Here is a 19,359-nt window from a genome sequence, read left to right as displayed (position 1 = left end):
AGGCTTGCCGGCCGGTGTGCGTTCCCGTCAGGCGGCCTTGCGTTTCTCCTCATCTGTATGCTGGCTGCCGCCATCCCCGTTGCTGGCATAGACCCGCCCGAAACGGTTGGCGAGGAAGAGGTCGAGCGGGATGGTTTCCTGGCGAACGAAACCGCGCGCGGGGATCTGGCCGGCGCGCATCAGATCGAGCGTGGCGCAGATCCCGGCCGCCGTGGTCGTCTGGATCGCGCTCCAGGTCTCGCCGGCCATCTCCCGCGAGGTGACCCGGTAGACGGCGGAGATCTGTTCGCGCTGGTCGCCGCGCAGGCCGGAGGCGGTGATGAAGATCAGCACCACATCTTGCTTGGTCACCGGGACGGCGGTTTCCAGCACGTCGCGCAACAGATCGCGCCGGTCCTCCAGGCCGAGATCCTGCAGCAGCATGCGCATGATGTCGCGATGACCGGGATAGCGGACCGTCAGATAACGCAGGCTGCGCACCTTGCCGGCCAGGGTCTCGGTGAGCGAGCCGAGCCCGCCGGAGGTGTTGAACGCCTCGTAGTGCACCCCGTCGAGCGAGAAGGTCTCATAGCCTTCCAGCGGCGCCAGCAGCATCGGCGCGCCATCGACGATGGCCTCGCAAGGGTTGCAGTATTCGTTGATCAAGCCGTCGGTCGACCAGGTGAGATTGTACTTCAGCGCATTGGTCGGATAGCGCGGCAGAGCGCCGACCCGCATGGTCAGCGTCTCCAGCGTGTCGAATTTCTGCGCCAGATCATGCCCGGCGATGGACACGAACCCGGGCGCCAGACCGCATTGCGGCGCGAAGGCGATTTCCGCGCCCTCGGCCAGCGCGCGCACGGTCTTGGTGGAGGCGACATCCTCGGTGAGGTCGAAATAGTGGGTGCCGGCGCGCTTGGCGGCGCGGGCGATCACCGAGGTGAGAAAGAACGGAGCGGCGGAGAGCACCGCCTTCTTGCCGGCGAGCGCTGAGGTCAGCGCGTCCTCGTCGGAGACATCCACCTCGAGCGTTGCCATACCGGCACGGGCGGCGGTGGCCAGCGCCCCCGCATCGCGGTCGGCAAGGGTGACGGTGTAGTCGCCGCAATCGGTCAGAAGCGCGGCGATGGTGCGCCCGATCTTTCCCGCGCCGACAATCAGAACCGGCCATTTGTTCATCTTCAGTCTCCTCCTCGGGTGCTGGTGCCCGCACGTGTTCGTTCCCTCTGAAGGGCTCTTCTCAAGGGTACGGGGGGCGGTGTTCGCCGAGGAGGTGGCAAACTGCCGGAAGTGTGTTTCGGTTTGTCAAAATAACGGAAAATCCAGCGAAATGACGGTCATATGGTCGCGAACATCTATTGGCCTGCCCGTCCGGACGGGCAGGATCGCGGTGAGTCGTACCGATGATCTGCGCGAAACGTCAGAGTGCCGGGGTGTCTTGCGGTGCGGGCTCGGTCACCGGTGCCCGGTCGAATTTCGTTGCCAGAACGATGGAGGAGCGGGAGCGGCGCACACCCGGGGTCACGGCGATGTCGTCCAGCACCTCGTCAAGCCGGTCGAGACGTTCAGCCTCCACCACCAGAAACAGGTCGAACTCACCGGAGACGGTCAGGCAGGTGCGGATTTCCGGAAATGTCTCCAGACGCTTGACCGTCTCGCGCGCCTGTTGCTGCTCCACAGCCAGCATCACCAGTGCCCGCGCCATCTCCCGGTTCGGAGCCCGTGCCAGCCGGGCGGTGTAGCCGGTGATGACGCCCTCACGCTCCAGCCGGGCGATCCGTTCATGCACGGTGGAGCGGGCAATGCCGAGCCGCCGGGCGAGATCGGAGGTCGGCGCCCGCGCGTTCATCTGCAACAGGGCGAGCAGTTTGCGGTCGAGCGCATCACGGGGGGCGGTCATGGCGGCCTCGTCAAAATGTCGGTTCTTCCGACGAAATGACAAATTGCCACTGATGGCAAGCCCCGTCGCGATCACGGGGCGGACGCGGGGTCGTGACGGCGCCGGGTCAGCGGATCTCGTAGGGGATCAGCCGGCGGTCGTTCGGGTCGATGGCAATGGCCCGGTTGAGCGGCGGCATTGAGCGCTGCGGGCAGGTCAGCCGCTCGCAGATCCGGCAGGAGATGCCGATGGGCTCGAACGCGGCGGCGCGGGTCAGGTCGAGATCGTCGCAATAGATGATGTCGCGGGCATGGGCGATGTCGGCGCCAAGGGTGATGGCATAGTGCAGCACCGGCCCGCTGTAGCCGCCGGATTTCTTGATGATCTGTGCCGCCAGCGAGATATAGCGCGAGCCATCCGGGGTCTCGGCCAACTGGCGGATGATGGTGCCGTGGCTTTCGAAGGCGCGATGCACGTTCCACAGGGGGCAGGCGGCGCCGAAGCGGGCGAATTGCAGCTTGGTGGCGCTGTGCCGCTTGGTGATGTTGCCGGCCCGGTCGACCCGGGCGAAGAAGAACGGGATGCCCTTCATCTTCGGCCGTTGCAGGGTGGAAAGCCGGTGCGCCACCTGTTCCAGGCTCGCGCCGAACCGGTCGGCGATCAGGTCGAGGTCGTGGCGGGTTTCCTGCGCCGCGTTGAGAAAACTCTCGTAAGGCAGCAGCAACGCGCCGGCGAAGGCGTTGGCAAGGCCGATGCGGGCCACATGCACCGCGTCGTCGGTCTGAAACCGGGCGTCGGCCAGCACCGTGTCGATGATGTCGCCGGCCTCCAGAAGGGCGATCTGATGGCCAAGCTGAAAGACGATGGTCGCCTCCGGCAGCGCCTCGTTGAGGCTGAGGCGGCGGGTGGCCGGGTCGAAGCTGCGGATCCGACCCTGTTCATTGCCCATTCGCTGCCGCTCCACCGTGACCCCATGCACCGTTTCCAGATGCTGGACGAGATCGCGGGCGAACAGCCGTCCGTTCGAGGCGAGCTTGCCCGCCAGCGCTTCGGCGGCCAGGTCCAGCTCGTGAATGTAGTTGTTTTCGAAGTGGAAGAAGTCCCGCACCTCTTCATATGGGGTGGGGCGGGCAAGCGCCTCGTCGCGGGTCAGGGTGTCGTCGAGCATGGCCAGTTGCTCGCTGGTCTGGCGATAGGCCTGATGCAGCCGCACCAGCGCATGGGCGATATCCGGGGTGCTCTGGCAGAGCATCTTGAAGTCCTGCAAGCCGGGCGCCGTGCCCGCCAGCACCGGATCGGCGAACACCTCCCGCAAGGCGGCGAGCAGCCGGTCGTTGTCATCGACCGACAGGCTGGTCAGATCCAGGTCGAAATGCTCGCTGAGGCTGAGCAGCACCGGCGCGGAGACCGGCCGCTGGTTGTTTTCCAACTGATTGACGTAGCTGGTCGACAGGCCGAGACGCTCGGCGAAATCCCGTTGCGTCATGGCTGCCTTCTCGCGCAAACTGCGGATATGGCGGCCGAGAAATAGTTTCTTCATCGTGACGGTATCCGCGATGTTTGCAAATTTGCAGATTGTGATTTGCAAATAGATTACTTTCGCTTTGCGGCTTTTTCAACACTCCCGTTCGACCGGGAAACGCGCTAATCCAAGTCCGATTGGACGAGGAGACCCCCTGAATGGCTGAAAACACCGGAATCGGTGCGCATCCGAGGCGGCTCGCAGAGACCGCCGCGCTGGTGGTTGGCGGTTCGCTGCTGCTCACCCTGTCGGCGAAGGTCAGTGTGCCCTTCTATCCCGTGCCGATGACCCTGCAGACCATGGCGCTTCTGGTGCTCGGTTTCACCCTCGGTCCGGCCCGCTCCGGCATGGCGGTGCTGTTGTATCTGGCGCAAGGGGCGGCGGGCTTTCCGGTGTTCTCCGGCACGCCGGAAAAGGGGATCGGACTTGCCTATATGATGGGGCCGACCGGCGGCTTCCTTTTGGGCTTCCTCGCCTCCGCCATGCTGGCCGGCTGGTTCGCGGCCAAGGGGTGGACCCGGTCGCTGTGGCGGGCGGTGCCGGCGGCGATCATCGCCGAGGCGGCGGTGTTCGTTCCCGGACTTCTGTGGCTCGGGGCCCTGCTCGGGTTCGACAAGCCCATTCTCGCCTGGGGGCTCTACCCCTTCGTTCTGGGCGGTGTCGTCAAGGCGCTGCTCGCGGCGGCGATTGCCGTCGCGCTTCACCGCACCGCGCCCCGTTGATTTCTGAAAAGGATCGGTCATGCAGGAAATCTTGCAGGAACTGGAAAAACGCCGCGCCGCCGCGCGGCTTGCCGGCGGTGAGCGCCGCATCGACGCCCAGCACGCCAAGGGCAAGCTGACCGCGCGCGAGCGCATCGAGGTGTTTCTCGACGAGGGATCGTTCGAGGAATTCGACATGTTCGTGGCCCATCGCTGCGTTGATTTCGGGATGCAGGACACCTCCATGCCCGGCGATGGCGTCATCACCGGCTGGGGCACGGTCAATGGCCGGATGGTCTACGTCTTCAGTCAGGATTTCACCGTCTTCGGCGGCTCCTTGTCCGAGACCCATGCCCAGAAGATCTGTAAGATCATGGACATGGCGATGAAGAACGGCGCCCCGGTGATCGGCCTCAACGACAGTGGCGGTGCCCGCATCCAGGAGGGCGTCGCCTCGCTCGGCGGCTATGCGGATGTGTTCCAGCGCAACATCATGGCCTCCGGCGTGGTGCCGCAGATCTCCATGATCATGGGGCCGTGCGCGGGCGGTGCGGTCTATTCCCCGGCGATGACCGACTTTATCTTCATGGTGCGCGACACCTCCTACATGTTCGTCACCGGCCCGGACGTGGTGAAGACGGTGACCAACGAGGTGGTCACGGCGGAGGAGCTTGGCGGCGCCAAGACCCACACCAGCAAGTCCTCGGTCGCCGATCTGGCCTTCGACAATGACGTGGAGGCGCTGATGGCGCTGCGCCGCTTTGTCGACTTCCTGCCGTCGAACAACCGGGAAAAGCCGCCGGTGCGCCCGTTCTTCGATGATCCGGCCCGGGTCGAGGCGTCGCTCGACACGCTCATTCCCGACAATCCGAACAAGCCCTATGACATGAAGGAGCTGATCGTGAAGGTCGCCGACGAGGGCGACTTCTTCGAGCTTCAGCCCGACTTCGCCGGCAACATCATTACCGGCTTCATCCGCATTGAGGGCGAGACCGTTGGCGTGGTCGCCAACCAGCCGATGGTGCTGGCCGGCGTGCTCGACATCAACTCCTCGCGCAAGGCGGCCCGCTTCGTCCGCTTCTGCGACTGTTTCAACATCCCGATCCTGACCTTCGTCGATGTGCCGGGCTTCTTGCCCGGAACGACCCAGGAATACGGCGGCGTCATCAAGCACGGTGCCAAGCTGCTGTTCGCCTATGGCGAGGCGACGGTGCCCAAGGTCACGGTGATCACCCGCAAGGCCTATGGCGGCGCCTATGACGTGATGGCTTCGAAGCACATTCGCGGCGATATCAACTATGCCTGGCCAACCGCCGAAATCGCGGTGATGGGCGCCAAGGGCGCGGTGGAGATCCTCTACCGCTCCGAGCTGGACGATCCGGACAAGATCGCCGCCCGCACCAAGGAATACGAGGACCGGTTCGCCAATCCGTTCGTGGCGGCGGAAAAGGGCTTCATCGACGATGTGATCATGCCGCAATCCACCCGGCGCCGGGTCGCCCGGGCGTTCGCGACGCTGCGCAACAAGCAGCTCTCGAACCCCTGGAAGAAACACGACAACATTCCGCTCTAGGCAGGACGCAGACATGATCAAGAAAATCCTGATCGCCAACCGTGGCGAAATCGCCTGCCGGGTCATCAAGACGGCGAAGAAGATGGGCATTGCCACCGTCGCCGTCTATTCCGATGCCGACCGGGACGCGCTGCATGTGAAGATGGCCGACGAGGCGGTGCATATCGGCCCGCCGCCGGCCAACCAGTCCTACATCGTTGTCGACAAGATCCTCGACGCGATCCGCTCCTCCGGCGCCGACGCGGTGCATCCGGGCTACGGCTTCCTGTCCGAGCGCGCCGATTTTGCCGAGGCGCTGGCCAAGGAGGGCGTTGCCTTCATCGGCCCGCCGCCCAAGGCAATCGAGGCGATGGGCGACAAGATCACCTCCAAGAAGATCGCCGCCGAGGCTGGTGTCTCCACGGTGCCCGGCTACATGGGGCTGATCGCCGATGCGGACGAGGCGGTGACGATCGCCGCCGAGATCGGCTATCCGGTGATGATCAAGGCCTCCGCCGGCGGTGGCGGCAAGGGCATGCGCATCGCCTGGAACGAGACGGAGACCCGCGAGGGCTTCCAGTCGTCGAAGAACGAGGCGGCCAGCTCCTTTGGCGATGACCGCATCTTCATCGAGAAATTCGTCACCCAGCCGCGCCACATCGAGATCCAGGTGCTGGCCGACAGCCATGGCAACGCGATCTATCTCGGCGAGCGCGAATGCTCGATCCAGCGCCGCAACCAGAAGGTCATCGAGGAGGCTCCGTCGCCGTTCCTCGACGCGGACACCCGCAAGGCCATGGGCGAACAGGCGGTGGCGCTGGCCCAGGCGGTGGGCTACGCCTCCGCCGGCACGGTGGAATTCATCGTCGATGGCGATCGCAATTTCTACTTCCTGGAAATGAACACCCGCCTGCAGGTCGAGCATCCGGTGACCGAGCTGATCACCGGTGTCGATCTGGTGGAGGAGATGATCCGTGTCGCCGCCGGCGAGCCCCTGCGCATGCGCCAGGAGGATGTCCGGCTGAACGGCTGGGCCATCGAGAGCCGGCTTTACGCCGAAGATCCCTACCGCAGCTTCCTGCCGTCGATCGGCCGGCTGACGCGCTACCGCCCGCCGGCGGAGGGCACCGCCGCCGATGGCACTGTGGTGCGCAATGACACCGGCGTCTTTGAGGGCGGCGAGATTTCCATGTTCTACGATCCGATGATCGCCAAGCTCTGCACCTGGGGTGTGGACCGGGCGGCGGCGATCTCGGCCATGGGCGCGGCGCTTGACCGGTTCGAGGTCGAGGGCATCGGCCACAACCTGCCGTTCCTCTCCGCCGTGATGGAGCATCCCCGCTTCCGCTCCGGGGCGATCACCACCGCCTTCATCGCCGAGGAATACCCGGACGGGTTCGCCGGCGTGGAACTGGACGCTGACAACCTCAAGCGGCTTGTCGCCATCGCCGCGGCGTGCAACCTTCTGTCCGAGATCCGGGCGACGGAGATCTCCGGCGCAATGGCCAACCACCGGCGGGTGGTCGGCTCTAACTGGGTGATCGGCGCCGCCGGGCAGGAGTTCCCGGTCAGCGTGACCCGGGAGGGAGACGACTACCGGGTCGCCGACGCTGAGGGGCAGGCCCATCTTGTCCGGCTCAACGGCTGGAAGCCGGGCGCGCCGCTGATCGAGGCCGAGGTTGAGGGAACGGCGCTGGCGGTCAAGCTGGAGCGGACCATCCAGGGCTACCGGATGCGGATGCGCGGTGCGGATGTGATGCTGACCTGCCTCACCCCGCGCCAGGCCGAGGCGGCTCGGTTGATGCCGGAGAAGGTTCCGGCGGATACCTCCAAGATGCTGCTGTGCCCGATGCCGGGTCTGATCGTGTCGATCGCCGTGGAGGAGGGGCAGACGGTCGAGGCCGGCCAGACGCTTGCCACCGTCGAGGCGATGAAGATGGAGAACGTTCTGAAGGCGGAGCGCAAGGGGGTGGTCAAGACCATCGCCGCCAAGGCGGGCGACAGCCTGGCCGTCGATGAACTGATCATGGAATTCGAATAGGAGCGAAGCCGTGGGCGAGAAGAAGACCGTGGACGACTGGGCATCGCTGGCTGCGCGTGAACTCAAGGGCGCGAGCCTCGACGAGCTGGTGTGGCAGACGCCGGAAGGCATTCCGGTCAAGCCACTCTACACCGAGGCGGATCTGGAAGGGGTTGATCATCTCGGCACGCTTCCCGGTTTCGAGCCGTTCCTGCGCGGGCCGCGTGCGACCATGTACACCGGCCGTCCCTGGACGATCCGCCAGTACGCGGGCTTCTCCACCGCCGAGGCCTCCAACGCGTTCTACCGCAAGGCGCTTGCCGCCGGGCAGCAGGGTGTCTCGGTCGCCTTCGACCTGGCCACCCACCGGGGCTATGACAGCGATCATCCGCGGGTTCTCGGCGATGTCGGCAAGGCGGGCGTCGCCATCGACAGTGTCGAGGACATGAAGATCCTGTTCGACGGCATTCCGCTGGAAAAGATCTCCGTCTCCATGACCATGAACGGCGCGGTGATCCCGATCCTCGCCAGTTTCATCGTGGCCGGCGAGGAGCAGGGCGTGTCGCGCGCCCAGCTCTCCGGGACCATTCAGAACGATATCCTCAAGGAGTTCATGGTCCGCAACACCTACATCTACCCGCCCGAACCCTCGATGCGGATCATCGCCGATATCATCGAGTACACGGCCAAGGAGATGCCGAAGTTCAACTCCATCTCCATTTCCGGCTATCACATGCAGGAGGCCGGGGCGACGCTGGTGCAGGAGCTGGCCTTCACTCTGGCCGACGGGCGCGAATATGTGCGCGCGGCGCTGGCCAAGGGGCTGGATGTGGACGCCTTCGCCGGGCGGCTGTCGTTCTTCTTCGCCATCGGCATGAATTTCTTCATGGAAGCGGCCAAGCTGCGCGCCGCCCGCCTGTTGTGGGCGCGCATCATGGACGAGTTCGAGCCGAAAAAGCCGCAGTCGAAGATGCTGCGCACCCACTGCCAGACCTCCGGTGTGTCGCTGCAGGAGCAGGATCCCTACAACAACGTGGTGCGCACGGCCTTTGAGGCCATGTCGGCGGCGCTCGGCGGCACCCAGTCCCTGCACACCAATTCCTTCGATGAGGCGATTGCCCTGCCGACGGAGTTTTCCGCCCGCATCGCCCGCAACACCCAGCTCATTCTCCAGCATGAGACCGGGGTGACCCGTGTCGTCGATCCGCTGGCCGGTTCCTACTACGTGGAGAGCCTGACCAATGAGCTGGCCGAGAAGGCCTGGGAACTGATCGAGGAGGTCGAGGCGCTTGGTGGCATGACCAAGGCGGTGAACGACGGGCTGCCGAAGCGGCTGATCGAGGAAGCGGCCACCCGCAAGCAGGCGGCGGTCGATCGCGGCGACGAGGTGATCGTCGGCGTCAACAAGTACCGGCTTGAGACCGAGGACGAGATCGAGATCCTCGACATCGACAACAAGGCGGTGCGCGAGGCGCAGATTGCCCGGATCGCAAAGACCAAGCGGCAGCGCGATCCGCAGCGGGCCGAGGAAACCCTTGCGGCGCTGCGCGAAGTGGCCCGCTCCGGCCAAGGCAACATCCTGGAAGCGGCCGTCGAGGCGGCGCGTGCCCGGGCGACGCTGGGCGAGATTTCCGATGCCCTGCGTGATGCCTTCGGCGACCATGCCGCCGTGCCCAAGGTGGTGAAGAAAGTCTATGGCCCGGCCTATGAGGGCGAGCCTGAGTATGAAACGCTGGTCGATCGCCTGCGCGAGTTTTCCGCCACCCTGGGCGAGACCCCGCGTCTTCTGGTTGCCAAGCTCGGGCAGGACGGTCACGACCGAGGCGCCAAGATCATCGCCTCCGCCTTTGGCGATATCGGCTTCGATGTGGTCGCCGGTCCGCTGTTCCAGACCCCGGAAGAGGCCGCCGAGCTTGCCGTGAAGAACAAGGTGCATGTCATCGGCATGTCCTCGCTGGCGGCCGGCCACAAGACCCTTGCCCCGCAGCTCATTGAGGCGCTGAAGGCGCGGGGCGCTTCGGACATCATTGTCGTCGTCGGCGGCGTGATCCCGCGTCAGGATTACGAGTTCCTGCGCGAGGCCGGTGTCGCGGCGATCTTCGGTCCGGGCTCCAACGTGCTTGATGCGGCGCGCTCGGTGCTCGATCTCATCGCCGGTCATCGCCGCAACGTCGCGTGAGGTGAGGCGCGGCGCATGACCTTCGATCCGCGGCAGGCGGAGCTTGCAACCGCCACCCGGGCCGATCTCGACTGGATGCTGGACTGGGCGGCGGCGGAAGGCTGGAACCCCGGGGTCGACGATGCCGATCCCTTTTTCGCTGCCGATCCGCAAGGGTTCTTCGTGGCGCGGGTGGGGGGAACCCCGGCCGCGTCCATGGCGCTTGTGCGCTACAGCGAGGCCTTCGCCTTCATCGGTTTTTACATCACCGCGCCGGACTGGCGCGGGCACGGTCTTGGCCGCCGCCTGTGGGATCACGCGCTGGCGAGCCATGGCGCGCGCACCATCGGCCTTGATGCCCTGCCGGACATGGTCCCCCGCTATGCGGCGGCCGGCTTCACGCCCGCCCATCGCACCGTGACCATGGCTGGTTTCCCGTATGTGGAGCCGCCGCGCGATCCGCGCCTGACCATCGCCGGGCGCGGGCTCTTTCCCTCATTGAGCGACTATGACGGCATGTGTTTTCCCGCGCCGCGCGCGCCGTTTCTGTCGCGCTGGCTGGAGCCGGGCGGCAGCCGCCGCGCCTTCGCCCTTGTCGATGCGGGGCGGGTCAGCGGTTTCGGTGCCATTCGCCAGTGCCGGGATGGGTTCAAGATCGGGCCGCTGTTCGCCGATACTCCGGTGGACGCGGAGGTGCTGCTGCGTGCACTCGTCTCGCAGGTGCGCGGGCAGGAGGTGTTTCTCAAGGTGCCGGAACACAATGGCGAGGCGATGCGGCTTGCCGAGGAGTGCGACCTGTCGCCAATGCTGGAGGCCACAAGAATGTTTCGTGGGCCGGCGCCCGAAGGGCCGAGCCATCGCGTGTTCGGACTGACGACCCTTGATCTGGGGTAAGGCCGCCGGCGCCCGCCGGAGCGCGGCAGAGGTCGGGGCGCATGCATCGGATGCTGATCCGGTGGAAACGCTCAGTGCCGATGTGCTGGTGATCGGCGCCGGGCCTGCGGGGCTGATGGCCGCCGACAGCGCCGCCCGCGCCGGCTTGCAGGTGCTGCTTGTCGATGAAAGCTCCGGGCCGGATTGCGACTGCCCGTTCGACGCGGCGGCAAGGATCGACGGCCTTGCCCCAGCGGCATGGTTTGCCGAGAGGCGCGCGGCGCTGGAGGCGCGGGCGAATGTGGCGGTGCGGTGCGGGCTGCGGGTGCGCATTCGGCCTGGGGGCGTTTGCGAAGCGCTCGAACACCCGCGCGGCGCCGGGCGCTGGCGGCTTCGGGCGCGTCATGTGGTGGTGGCCACCGGCGCGCGCGAGCGGCCCATCGTCTTTTCCGGCAATGACCGGCCGGGTGTGATGCCAACCTCCGTGGGGCTCGCAGCGGTCTTCCGTTCCGAGGGTGTCGCGCCGGGCAAGCTGGCGGTGTTTGCCAACAATACCAGGGGCCTTCGCACGGCACTTGCCCTGCATGATCGCGGCGTTGCGGTGAAGGCGGTAATCGACCCGCGCCGGGCGTCCGATCCGGCTTTGGCGGCGGAGTTGATGCGGCGGGGCATCCGTCTTGAGGCGGGGGCGGTGGTTGGCGCGACCCGGGGCTGGCGGCGGCTGAAGGGCATTGATATTTGCGGCTATGACCCGCGCTCCGGTGTGCTCGGCGTCAACATCATGCAGATGTCCTGCGACGTCCTGCTGGTCTCCGGCGGCTGGAGCGCCGACCCGCAGTTCGCCGCTCTGGCGGATACAGCGCAGGGGCATGATGTCGCGGCAGGAGAGCTGGCGCGGGCCTGCATGGCGGATGGGGTGACCTCTTGCGGCGGCGCTGCGGGGGCCATCGATCTTGCCGCCGCACTGGCGTCCGGCGCGCAGGCCGGGCGGGTGGCGGCCCTCGCCCTTGGGGTGGATGCCGGCCCGGAGAGTGGCGCGGGCCCTGAGGTCATCGGCGATGGCATGTCGGATCTCGCCCTTCTGCCGGAGGATGCGCCGCTGTTCGAGGTGCCGGCCCGTGGACGCGGCCAGCGTCTGTCCCGCTTTCCCGAAAACAGGCTTTTCCGGTAAGGAAACTGACGGGCGCGGCAGGTCTTCGCGCCCCTGTCGGCCCCTTGACCTTCGGCGGCGGACGGGAGACTGTCGGGCCTCACCGCGACGGCCCGTTCGCTGGTGTCCGGCCCCTGGCATCCTGCCGTGGTGCCACGCAGGATGCGTGGCAAGCCGGTCATGACAGCGCGTTCCCGCTGGGCGGGAATCTTTCAGGGGCGTCGCACCCCGTTTCTCAGACCCTGAAGGAGCCGATCTGCATGTCTGATGCCTTGTCCGCCTCCGGACAGCTTGTGCCGGGAACCTCTGGCGGACGCGAAGACGCGACAATTCTGATCCGCGATGTGTCCTTCGGCGCGGCGCTGGAGATCGGCTCCTGGCCGAACCGGCTGGAGACGGTTGCCAAACGGCTCGGGGAGTTGTGCGAGGGCGCGGTTCCCGGTCGGCCCGGCCGGTTTTCCGCCCACGCGCCGGCGCTGCTTGGCTGGCTCGCCTTCGGACGCTTCCTGTGGCTGTCCGCCGAGGTGGAGGATGCGCGACGCCTCGCCGAGGCTTTTCCCGAAGAGGAGGCGGCGGTGGTCGATCTGGCCCCAGCCCGCCACCTGCTGCGCATCAGCGGCGCCGATGCGCCGGCGCTTCTCAACAAGGCCGTGACCATCGATTTCGACCCCAAGGCCTTCGACCCGGGATCGCTGGCACAAAGCGTCATTCATCAGGTGCCGGTGGTGATCTTGCGCCGCTCGGTCGAGGATTTCGACCTTCTGGTTCCCAGCAGCCTCACCGCCACCTTTACCGAGTGGCTGACCGATGCGGCCGAGGAGTTCGGCTACACGGTGGGCGAGCCGGCGCCGATCCTCGCGCAAGGCTGATCCAAACCGAACGACCGGGAAGGAGCCGGCGCAGCCGCAAGCGATGCGCCGGCGCCCTTCGTTGCGATGAAGTCAGGCACGCTTCAGGAGGGCGTCAGACCGCGCAGCCGCTCCGACCGCCGGCGCAGCAACTCCAGCACCGTCAGCAGGATGATCGAGATCGCCACCATCAGCGAGGCGACCGCGAGGATGGTCGGCGAGATCTGTTCGCGAAGGCCGGTGAACATCTGCCAGGGCAGGGTCTTCTGGCCGGCCGAGCCGAGGAACAGCACCACCACCACCTCATCGAACGAGGTGATGAAGGCGAACAGCGCGCCGGAGACCACCCCGGGGACGATCAGCGGCATCTGCACCTTGAAGAAGGTGGTTACCGGATTGGCGCCGAGGCTGGCGGCGGCGCGCACCAGGCTGCGGTCGAAGCCGACAAGGGTTGCGGTCACCGTGATGATGACGAACGGCGTTCCCAGTGCCGCATGGGCCAGCACCACGCCGAGATAGGTGCCCTGCAGGCCGATGCGCGAATAGAAGAAATACATGCCCGCCGCGGAGATGATCAGCGGCACGATCATCGGCGAGATCAGGATCGCCATGATCGCGGACCGGTAGGGCACGTGGCTTTGCGACAGGCCGATGGCCGCGAGTGTGCCGAAGCTGGTGGCCAGCAAGGTCGCCACCGGGGCGATGGCGAAGGAGTTTGTCAGCGCCTGCTGCCAGTCCGGATTGGTGAAGAAGTCCTCGTAGTGCTTCAGCGAATAGCCGGCCGGGTCGAGGGTCAGCATCTCCGGGGTAAAGGTGAAGAAGTTCTGCGCATTGAACGACAGCGGCAGGATCACCAGGATCGGGAAGATCAGGAAAAAGAAGATCAGCCCGCAGATGATGCGGAAGGAGTAATGCCAGGCGCGCTGACCGGTGGAGGCATAGGCGGGAAGTGCGGACATGTCGATCTCCTCAGCCCAGCTTCACATTGTCGATGCCGACGATCTTGTCGTAGACGTAGAACAACAGCAGCACCGCCCCGAGCAGGATCACCCCGAGCGCGGCCGCAAGACCCCAGTTGAGCGAACTGGAGATGTGATAGGCGATCCGGTTGGAGATGAAGATGCCGTCGGTGCCGCCGACCAGCTCCGGCGTGATGTAGTAGCCGATCGCCAGAATGAACACGAGGATCGCGCCGGCGCCGATGCCCGGCACCGTCTGCGGGAAATAGACCCGCCAGAAGGCGGTCCAGTCGGTGGCGCCCAGGCTCTTGGCGGCGCGCACGTAGCTCGGCGAGATGGTCTTCATCACCGAGAACAGCGGCAGGATCATGAAGGGCAGCAGGATATGCGTCATGGCGATGATGGTGCCGGTCTTGTTGTTGATCATCACCAGCCGGCTGGCATCGCCAATCACCCCGATCCAGACCAGGAAATCGTTGATCACGCCCTCCTGTTGCAGCAGCACCTTCCACGCCGAGGTGCGCACCAGCAGCGAGGTCCAGAACGGCAGCAGCACCAGGATCATCAACAGGTTGGCCGAGCGCAGCGGCAGGCTGGCCAGCAGGAAGGCGATCGGATAGCCCAGCAGCAGGCAGCACAGGGTGATGGTCAGCGACAGGAACAGGGTGCGGGCGAACAGGAGCAGATAGATCCGCTCGTTCTCCGGCTTCATGGCGATGCCGTCCGCGGTGAGCTGCGCATCGGCCGCATTGAGGAAATAGCCGGGGGTGTATTTCGGCGAGTAGCGCTTCAGCAGGCGCCAGGTGGCAAGATCGCCCCAGTCCTTGTCGATGTCGATGAACTGCTCGGCGAAGGGGCCGGCCTCATCCATCCGCTTGATCCGCCGTCCCGTCTTGCGAAACAGGCTCGACATGCCCGACGCCTCGTAGTTCAGCCGGGAGCCGAGCCGGGTGTGGGTCTTCTCCGCCGTCGCCACCTTGAGGTCTTCGTAGAGCGCCTTGTACACCGGCTCGCCGGGAAGCTGCGATGAGGTGACATCCCAGCCCGACAGGGCGTTGACCGTCTTTGGCAGGGTGTTCTCGACGATCCCGTTTTCCACCGAGCGGAGCAGCATGTCGGCGATCGGCGCGGCGAAGGTCACCAGAATGAAGATCAGCAGCGGGGCGATCAGCGCCAGCGACCGCAGTTTTTCGCGCCGCAGCGCCTTCGCCAGGCTGACCTTCAGCGGGGTGCCGTCCCGCGTGGTCAGGACCTGCGGATCGGATTGGGGGTGCATGTTCATCTGTGCCGACCGCTCCGGAAATGGTTCTTTGTGCCCGGCGTCTTCTGTCGCGCCGTTGCGGGGACCGGCGGGCGGGGCCCGTCCGCCGGTTGTCGAAGGTGTCAAAAGATGCGGCGGCGGAAAACAGCCGCCGGACCGGGCTTACTTCGACAGCCACGCCTGGAACTTGGCGTCCAGGTCGTCGCGATAATCCGCCCACCATTCGTAATTGTAGAGGAAGGTGTTCTTGGCGTTGGCCGGATCGGTCGGCATGTGCGGCGCCATGTCGATGCCGAGCGTGGCGTGCTTGCCCACGAGCGGGGCGGACGACTTGCGGGCTGGGCCATAGGAGATGTACTTCGCCTGATCGGCGAGCCGCTGGGTGTCGGTGGCAAAGCGCAGGTACTTCATCACCGCTGCCTTGCGCTCATCCGACAGGCCGGCGGGGACGATCCAGCCGTCGAGGTCGAACACCTGCGCGTCCCACAGGATCTTCACCGGCTGCTTCTGTTCCTCGATCAGCGAGAACAGACGGCCGTTGTAGGTCGAGCCGATCGCCACTTCGCCATCGGCGAGCAGCTGCGGGGTTTCGGCGCCGGCCGACCACCAGACCGTCTGGTCCTTGATGGTGTCGAGCTTGGCGAGTGCCCGGGCGACGCCCTCGTCGGTCTCCAGCACGTCGTAGACGTCGTCCTTGGCGACGCCGTCGCACAGAAGCGCCCACTCCATGTTGTTGATCGGCCGCTTCTCCAGTGCCCGCTTGCCCGGGAAGGTCTCCAGATCGAACACGTCGCAGATATCGTCCGGCTCCTTGCCCTTCCAGGCCTCGATGTCCGTACGGTAGCCGAAGGTGGTGGAATAGACGATCTGCGGAATGAAGCAGTCGGCGACGATCAGATCGCCGAAATCCTCCGAAGCCGGAGTGCCGTCCGGTGCCGGCGCCAGCTCCTCGTCGAAGTCGATTTCCTCGGCCAGCCCCTCGTCGCACAGGCGGATTGCATCGGAGGCGAGCACATCGACCAGATCCCAGGTGATGTTGCCTGCCTCGTTCATGGCGCGCAGCTTGGCGACCGCCTCGGCGGAGGATTCATCGTTGATGATCGTCACGTCCGGATTCTGCGCCATGTAGGGCTTGTGATAGGCCTCGTTCTGCGAGTTGGAATAGGCGCCGCCCCACGAGACGATGGTGAGATCGGTTGCCAGTGCCGCCGACGTCATCATCGCGCTGGCGGCTCCGGCCATGAGAATGGTCTTGAGTTTCATGAAACAGCTTCCCTCGTTTTTTCTGGTCTTCGCCCGGAACGTTGCTGCCCGGGTACGGAAACGGCCGCGCCGAAGCGCGTACCGAACGGCATCTCAGGCGACGGGATCCAGCGCCTTGCAGTCGCCGGCGGCCCAGCCGATCTCCACGGTCTGGCCGGCTCTGAGGTCCCGCTTTTCGCCGCGGTTGCGCACCTTGACGATGAACTCGTCATTGCCCGCCACCTTCATGCGCACGCGAATATGGTCGCCGAGATAGATCATCTCCCGGATTTCGCCGGGGATCAGGTTGTCCATGCTCTCATGGGTGTCGAATTCCACCCGCTCGGGGCGCAGAGAGATGGTGGTGCGTGAGCCGACCGCGCCGATGTTGACCGCCTCGGCCTTCAGCATGGTGCCGTCGTCCAGCTTGACGTCGCAGGTGTCGCCATCGACGGCGACCACCGTTCCGCTCAGCTTGTTGTTCTCGCCGATGAACTGCGCCACGAACGAGTTCTGCGGGTTCTCGTAGAGCTGGTCCGGCTCGGACAGCTGCTGGATGATGCCATCGTTGAACACCGCCACCCGGTCCGACATGGTCAGCGCCTCGGTCTGGTCATGGGTGACGTAGACGATCGAGACGCCGATGTTTTCGTGGATGTGCTTGATCTCGTATTGCATCTGCTCGCGCAGTTGCTTGTCCAGCGCGCCAAGTGGCTCGTCCATCAGCACCAGTTCCGGTTCGAAGACGAGGGCGCGCGCAACCGCCACGCGCTGCTGCTGACCGCCGGAAAGCTGGGCCGGGCGCCGCGAGCCGAAGCTGCCCAGCTCCACCATTTCCAGCGCCCGGGTGACTTTTTCTTCCTGCTCCGCCTTGCCCATGCCGCGCACCTGCAACGGGAAGGCGAGATTTTCCGCCACGCTCATATGCGGGAACAGGGCGTAGTTCTGGAATACCATGCCGATGCCGCGCTTGTGCGGCGGCACATTGTTGATCGGCTTGTCGTTGAGGAAGATTTCGCCATGGGTGGCGGGCTCGAAACCGGCCAGCATCATCAGGCATGTGGTCTTGCCGGACCCCGAAGGCCCCAGCATCGTCAGGAACTCTCCGGGGGGGATATCCAGGTTCAGATTTTTTACGACGAGCGTCTCGCCGTCATAGCTTTTTTGAACGTTCTCGTAGCGGACGGAGGCGCCCCTGGATTCTGTCATTGTTGCCCCTAAGCATAAACGGGAAGGGGACGCTCTGCCGTGAGAAATATCAGGACAAGTCTACGCTCTTCCCGTTGGTCGAACTCTTTTCGGTTCGCTTCAAGATCCTGTCAGGGGCGTAAGTTAAGCAAAAAATGACAGGGATTGAAAGGGTGGCTATAAAAAAATATTAAAAAACAGAAATGAAAACATGGATATAGGTCGGCGAGGCTGTGTTTGGCCTCACCGTTCGCCGCCTGCTTGTCGCACCCGCGCGGGGCAGCTTGACGCTACGTCGCCTCGCGCGCGTTCGCACCGGATGTCCGGTCTTGCGACCGGCCCCTGTCTGCCCCATCCGGTCCGTCGGTCTTCCTGTGGATGGTCCTGTGGACAGAAGGTCAGACGTTGCTGTCGGGAAACTCGGATTTTCGCCTGGTCATGAAGGCGATCAGCGCCTCGTCGATGGCCGGGTCGAGCTCCGGCGGCGTATAGGCCGCCAGCATCTGTTTCCACTTCTGGTTGGCGCGCTGGGCGGCGTCCAGCCCGCCATCGGCGCTCCATTGTTCGTAGGAGTTGTTGTCGGCGATCGCCGAGCGATAGAAGGCGCTTTCGAAATTGCGCTGGGTATGCGCGGCGCCGAGGAAATGCCCGCCCGGGCCGACTTCATGCAGCGCATCCATCGCCTGGGCTTCTTCGGAAAGGTCGATGCCCTTGGCCAGCACATGCATCATGCCGAGCTGGTCCGCATCCATCACGAATTTCTCGTAGGAGGAGCACAGGCCGCCTTCCAGCCAACCGGCCGCGTGCAGGCAGAAGTTCACGCCCGAAAGCACTGTCGCCAGAATGGTTTGCGCGGATTCCTGGGCCGATTGCCCGTCCGGGGTCTTGGACGAGGTGAACGAACCGCCGGAGCGGAACGGCAGGCCGGCGCGGCGGGCGAGCTTGGCCGCGCCGTTGAGCAAGAGGCTGCCTTCCGGAGAGCCGAAGGTCGGCGCTCCCGATTGCATCGAGATGGAGGAGACGAAGGCGCCGAACACCACCGGCGCGCCGGGACGCACAAGCTGGGTGAGGGCGCAGCCGACCAGCGCCTCGGCCAGCACCTGGGCGAGGGTTCCGGCGACGGTCACCGGGCTCATGGCGCCGGCGAGAATGAAGGGGGAGACGATGCAGGCCTGATTGGCCCGGGCATAGACCTTGAGCGCGCCGAGCATGGTCGCGTCGAACACCAGCGGCGAATTGGCGTTGATCAACTGGATCATCACGCAATTGGCGTCGACGAACTCGCGGCCGAACACCAGCCGGGCCATCTCCACGGAATCCTCCGCCCGTTCCGGAGCGGTCACCGAGCCCATGAACGGCTTGTCGGAGTATTTCAGGTGGGAATACACCATGTCGAAATGGCGCTTGTTGACCGGTAGGTCGACCGGCTCGCAGACCGTGCCGCCCGAATGGTGCAGATGGGGCGAGGCATAGGCCAGCTTCACGAAATTGCGGAAATCCTCGATCGTGCCATAGCGCCGGCCCTCATCCAGATCGGTAACGAAGGGCGGGCCGTAGACCGGGGCGAACACCAGGTTGTTGCCGCCGATCTCCACGTTGCGGGCCGGGTTGCGCGCATGCTGGGTGAAGCGTGCGGGCGCGGTGGCGAGCAGCGAGCGCGGCAGGCCCTTGGGAAAGCGCACCCGGGTGCCGGTCACGTCGGCGCCGGCCTGACGCCAGATCTCCAGCGTTTCCGGGTCGTCGTGGAACTCGATGCCGACCTCTTCCAGAATACGGTCGGCATTGGCTTCGATGATCTCCGCGCCCTCGTCGCTGAGGAAGTCGGTAATCGGGATGCCCCGGGAAATATACGGCGTGCCGGTGGCCGTCTGGCTCTCCCGCCGCTTTTCCGTCCGCGCCGCCCGTCCGCGCCGTCCCGCGCGTGTTGCTTGCTCGCTCATGCCGCTCGATCCCCTGCGAAGGCGAATATCTCTGGATAACTGTGCGCCGGTTGCAGGCGGTCCAGCGGCGCGAATGCGTCTCCCGCT

Annotated in this window: 15 protein-coding genes and 1 pseudogene; 8 read left to right on the top strand and 8 right to left on the bottom strand. The window is 65.4% G+C overall.

What is annotated here, in order from left to right; genetic code table 11:
• Window positions 1–27: 27 nt before the first annotated feature.
• The 3 genes from IEV83_RS11105 to IEV83_RS11095 form a co-directional block, all read right to left on the bottom strand.
• The gene (locus IEV83_RS11105; RefSeq protein WP_181759177.1) at window positions 28–1,158 is read right to left on the bottom strand and encodes a saccharopine dehydrogenase family protein; all 1,131 of its coding nucleotides are present in this window, start codon (window positions 1,156–1,158) and stop codon (window positions 28–30) included.
• Between the two features lie 241 nt (window positions 1,159–1,399).
• Window positions 1,400–1,879: an Lrp/AsnC family transcriptional regulator gene (locus IEV83_RS11100; RefSeq protein WP_181759178.1), complete on the bottom strand. Its 480-nt coding sequence runs from the start codon at window positions 1,877–1,879 to the stop codon at window positions 1,400–1,402.
• 106 nt (window positions 1,880–1,985) lie between these two features.
• Window positions 1,986–3,398, bottom strand: a complete 1,413-nt coding sequence (locus IEV83_RS11095) for a helix-turn-helix domain-containing protein (protein ID WP_181759179.1) — start codon at window positions 3,396–3,398, stop codon at window positions 1,986–1,988.
• Window positions 3,399–3,538: 140 nt separating this feature from the next.
• Here IEV83_RS11095 and IEV83_RS11090 point away from each other — a divergent pair, with 140 nt between their 5' ends.
• The 8 genes and pseudogenes from IEV83_RS11090 to IEV83_RS11060 all read left to right on the top strand — a co-directional run bounded on the left by IEV83_RS11090 (window position 3,539) and on the right by IEV83_RS11060 (window position 12,703).
• Complete coding sequence (locus tag IEV83_RS11090) at window positions 3,539–4,102, top strand: biotin transporter BioY (protein ID WP_181759180.1); 564 nt, start codon at window positions 3,539–3,541, stop codon at window positions 4,100–4,102.
• A gap of 19 nt (window positions 4,103–4,121) precedes the next feature.
• Entirely contained in the window at window positions 4,122–5,654 is a 1,533-nt protein-coding gene (locus IEV83_RS11085; protein WP_181759181.1) for an acyl-CoA carboxylase subunit beta, read from the top strand.
• Between the two features lie 13 nt (window positions 5,655–5,667).
• Window positions 5,668–7,135 (top strand): annotated as a pseudogene (locus IEV83_RS11080) (acetyl-CoA carboxylase biotin carboxylase subunit); the annotation flags it as partial.
• On the top strand, window positions 7,108–7,674 hold the full coding sequence (locus IEV83_RS20435; RefSeq protein WP_371873444.1) for a biotin/lipoyl-containing protein: 567 nt from the start codon (window positions 7,108–7,110) through the stop codon (window positions 7,672–7,674). The pseudogene IEV83_RS11080 and the gene IEV83_RS20435, both read left to right, overlap by 28 nt.
• Before the next feature lie 10 nt (window positions 7,675–7,684).
• The gene (gene scpA / locus IEV83_RS11075; protein ID WP_181759183.1) at window positions 7,685–9,832 is read left to right on the top strand and encodes a methylmalonyl-CoA mutase; all 2,148 of its coding nucleotides are present in this window, start codon (window positions 7,685–7,687) and stop codon (window positions 9,830–9,832) included.
• A gap of 15 nt (window positions 9,833–9,847) precedes the next feature.
• On the top strand, window positions 9,848–10,705 hold the full coding sequence (locus IEV83_RS11070; protein WP_209003118.1) for a GNAT family N-acetyltransferase: 858 nt from the start codon (window positions 9,848–9,850) through the stop codon (window positions 10,703–10,705).
• Between the two features lie 61 nt (window positions 10,706–10,766).
• Window positions 10,767–11,855: an FAD-dependent oxidoreductase gene (locus tag IEV83_RS11065; RefSeq protein ID WP_181759184.1), complete on the top strand. Its 1,089-nt coding sequence runs from the start codon at window positions 10,767–10,769 to the stop codon at window positions 11,853–11,855.
• Between the two features lie 239 nt (window positions 11,856–12,094).
• Window positions 12,095–12,703 (top strand): sarcosine oxidase subunit gamma, encoded by a 609-nt coding sequence (locus IEV83_RS11060; RefSeq protein WP_181759185.1) that lies wholly within the window; start codon window positions 12,095–12,097, stop codon window positions 12,701–12,703.
• Between the two features lie 83 nt (window positions 12,704–12,786).
• Here IEV83_RS11060 and IEV83_RS11055 read toward each other — a convergent pair whose 3' ends face one another.
• The 5 genes from IEV83_RS11055 to IEV83_RS11035 form a co-directional block, all read right to left on the bottom strand.
• Window positions 12,787–13,641 carry an ABC transporter permease gene (locus IEV83_RS11055; RefSeq protein ID WP_181759186.1) on the bottom strand — a complete coding sequence of 285 codons (855 nt, stop codon included), beginning with the start codon at window positions 13,639–13,641 and terminating at the stop codon, window positions 12,787–12,789.
• 10 nt (window positions 13,642–13,651) lie between these two features.
• Complete coding sequence (locus IEV83_RS11050; protein WP_244628149.1) at window positions 13,652–14,923, bottom strand: ABC transporter permease; 1,272 nt, start codon at window positions 14,921–14,923, stop codon at window positions 13,652–13,654.
• A gap of 141 nt (window positions 14,924–15,064) precedes the next feature.
• Entirely contained in the window at window positions 15,065–16,165 is a 1,101-nt protein-coding gene (locus tag IEV83_RS11045; protein WP_181759187.1) for an extracellular solute-binding protein, read from the bottom strand.
• A 93-nt stretch (window positions 16,166–16,258) separates the two neighbouring features.
• Window positions 16,259–17,353 (bottom strand): ABC transporter ATP-binding protein, encoded by a 1,095-nt coding sequence (locus IEV83_RS11040; protein ID WP_181759188.1) that lies wholly within the window; start codon window positions 17,351–17,353, stop codon window positions 16,259–16,261.
• A gap of 377 nt (window positions 17,354–17,730) precedes the next feature.
• Window positions 17,731–19,272 carry a trimethylamine methyltransferase family protein gene (locus IEV83_RS11035; RefSeq protein ID WP_181759189.1) on the bottom strand — a complete coding sequence of 514 codons (1,542 nt, stop codon included), beginning with the start codon at window positions 19,270–19,272 and terminating at the stop codon, window positions 17,731–17,733.
• Between the last annotated feature and the right edge of the window lie 87 nt (window positions 19,273–19,359).

Source organism: Stappia taiwanensis, from assembly GCF_014635285.1.
Lineage (GTDB): Bacteria > Pseudomonadota > Alphaproteobacteria > Rhizobiales > Stappiaceae > Stappia > Stappia taiwanensis.
Note: the sequence above shows the minus strand (reverse complement) of the source record. Positions and strands in the feature narration are given on the sequence as shown.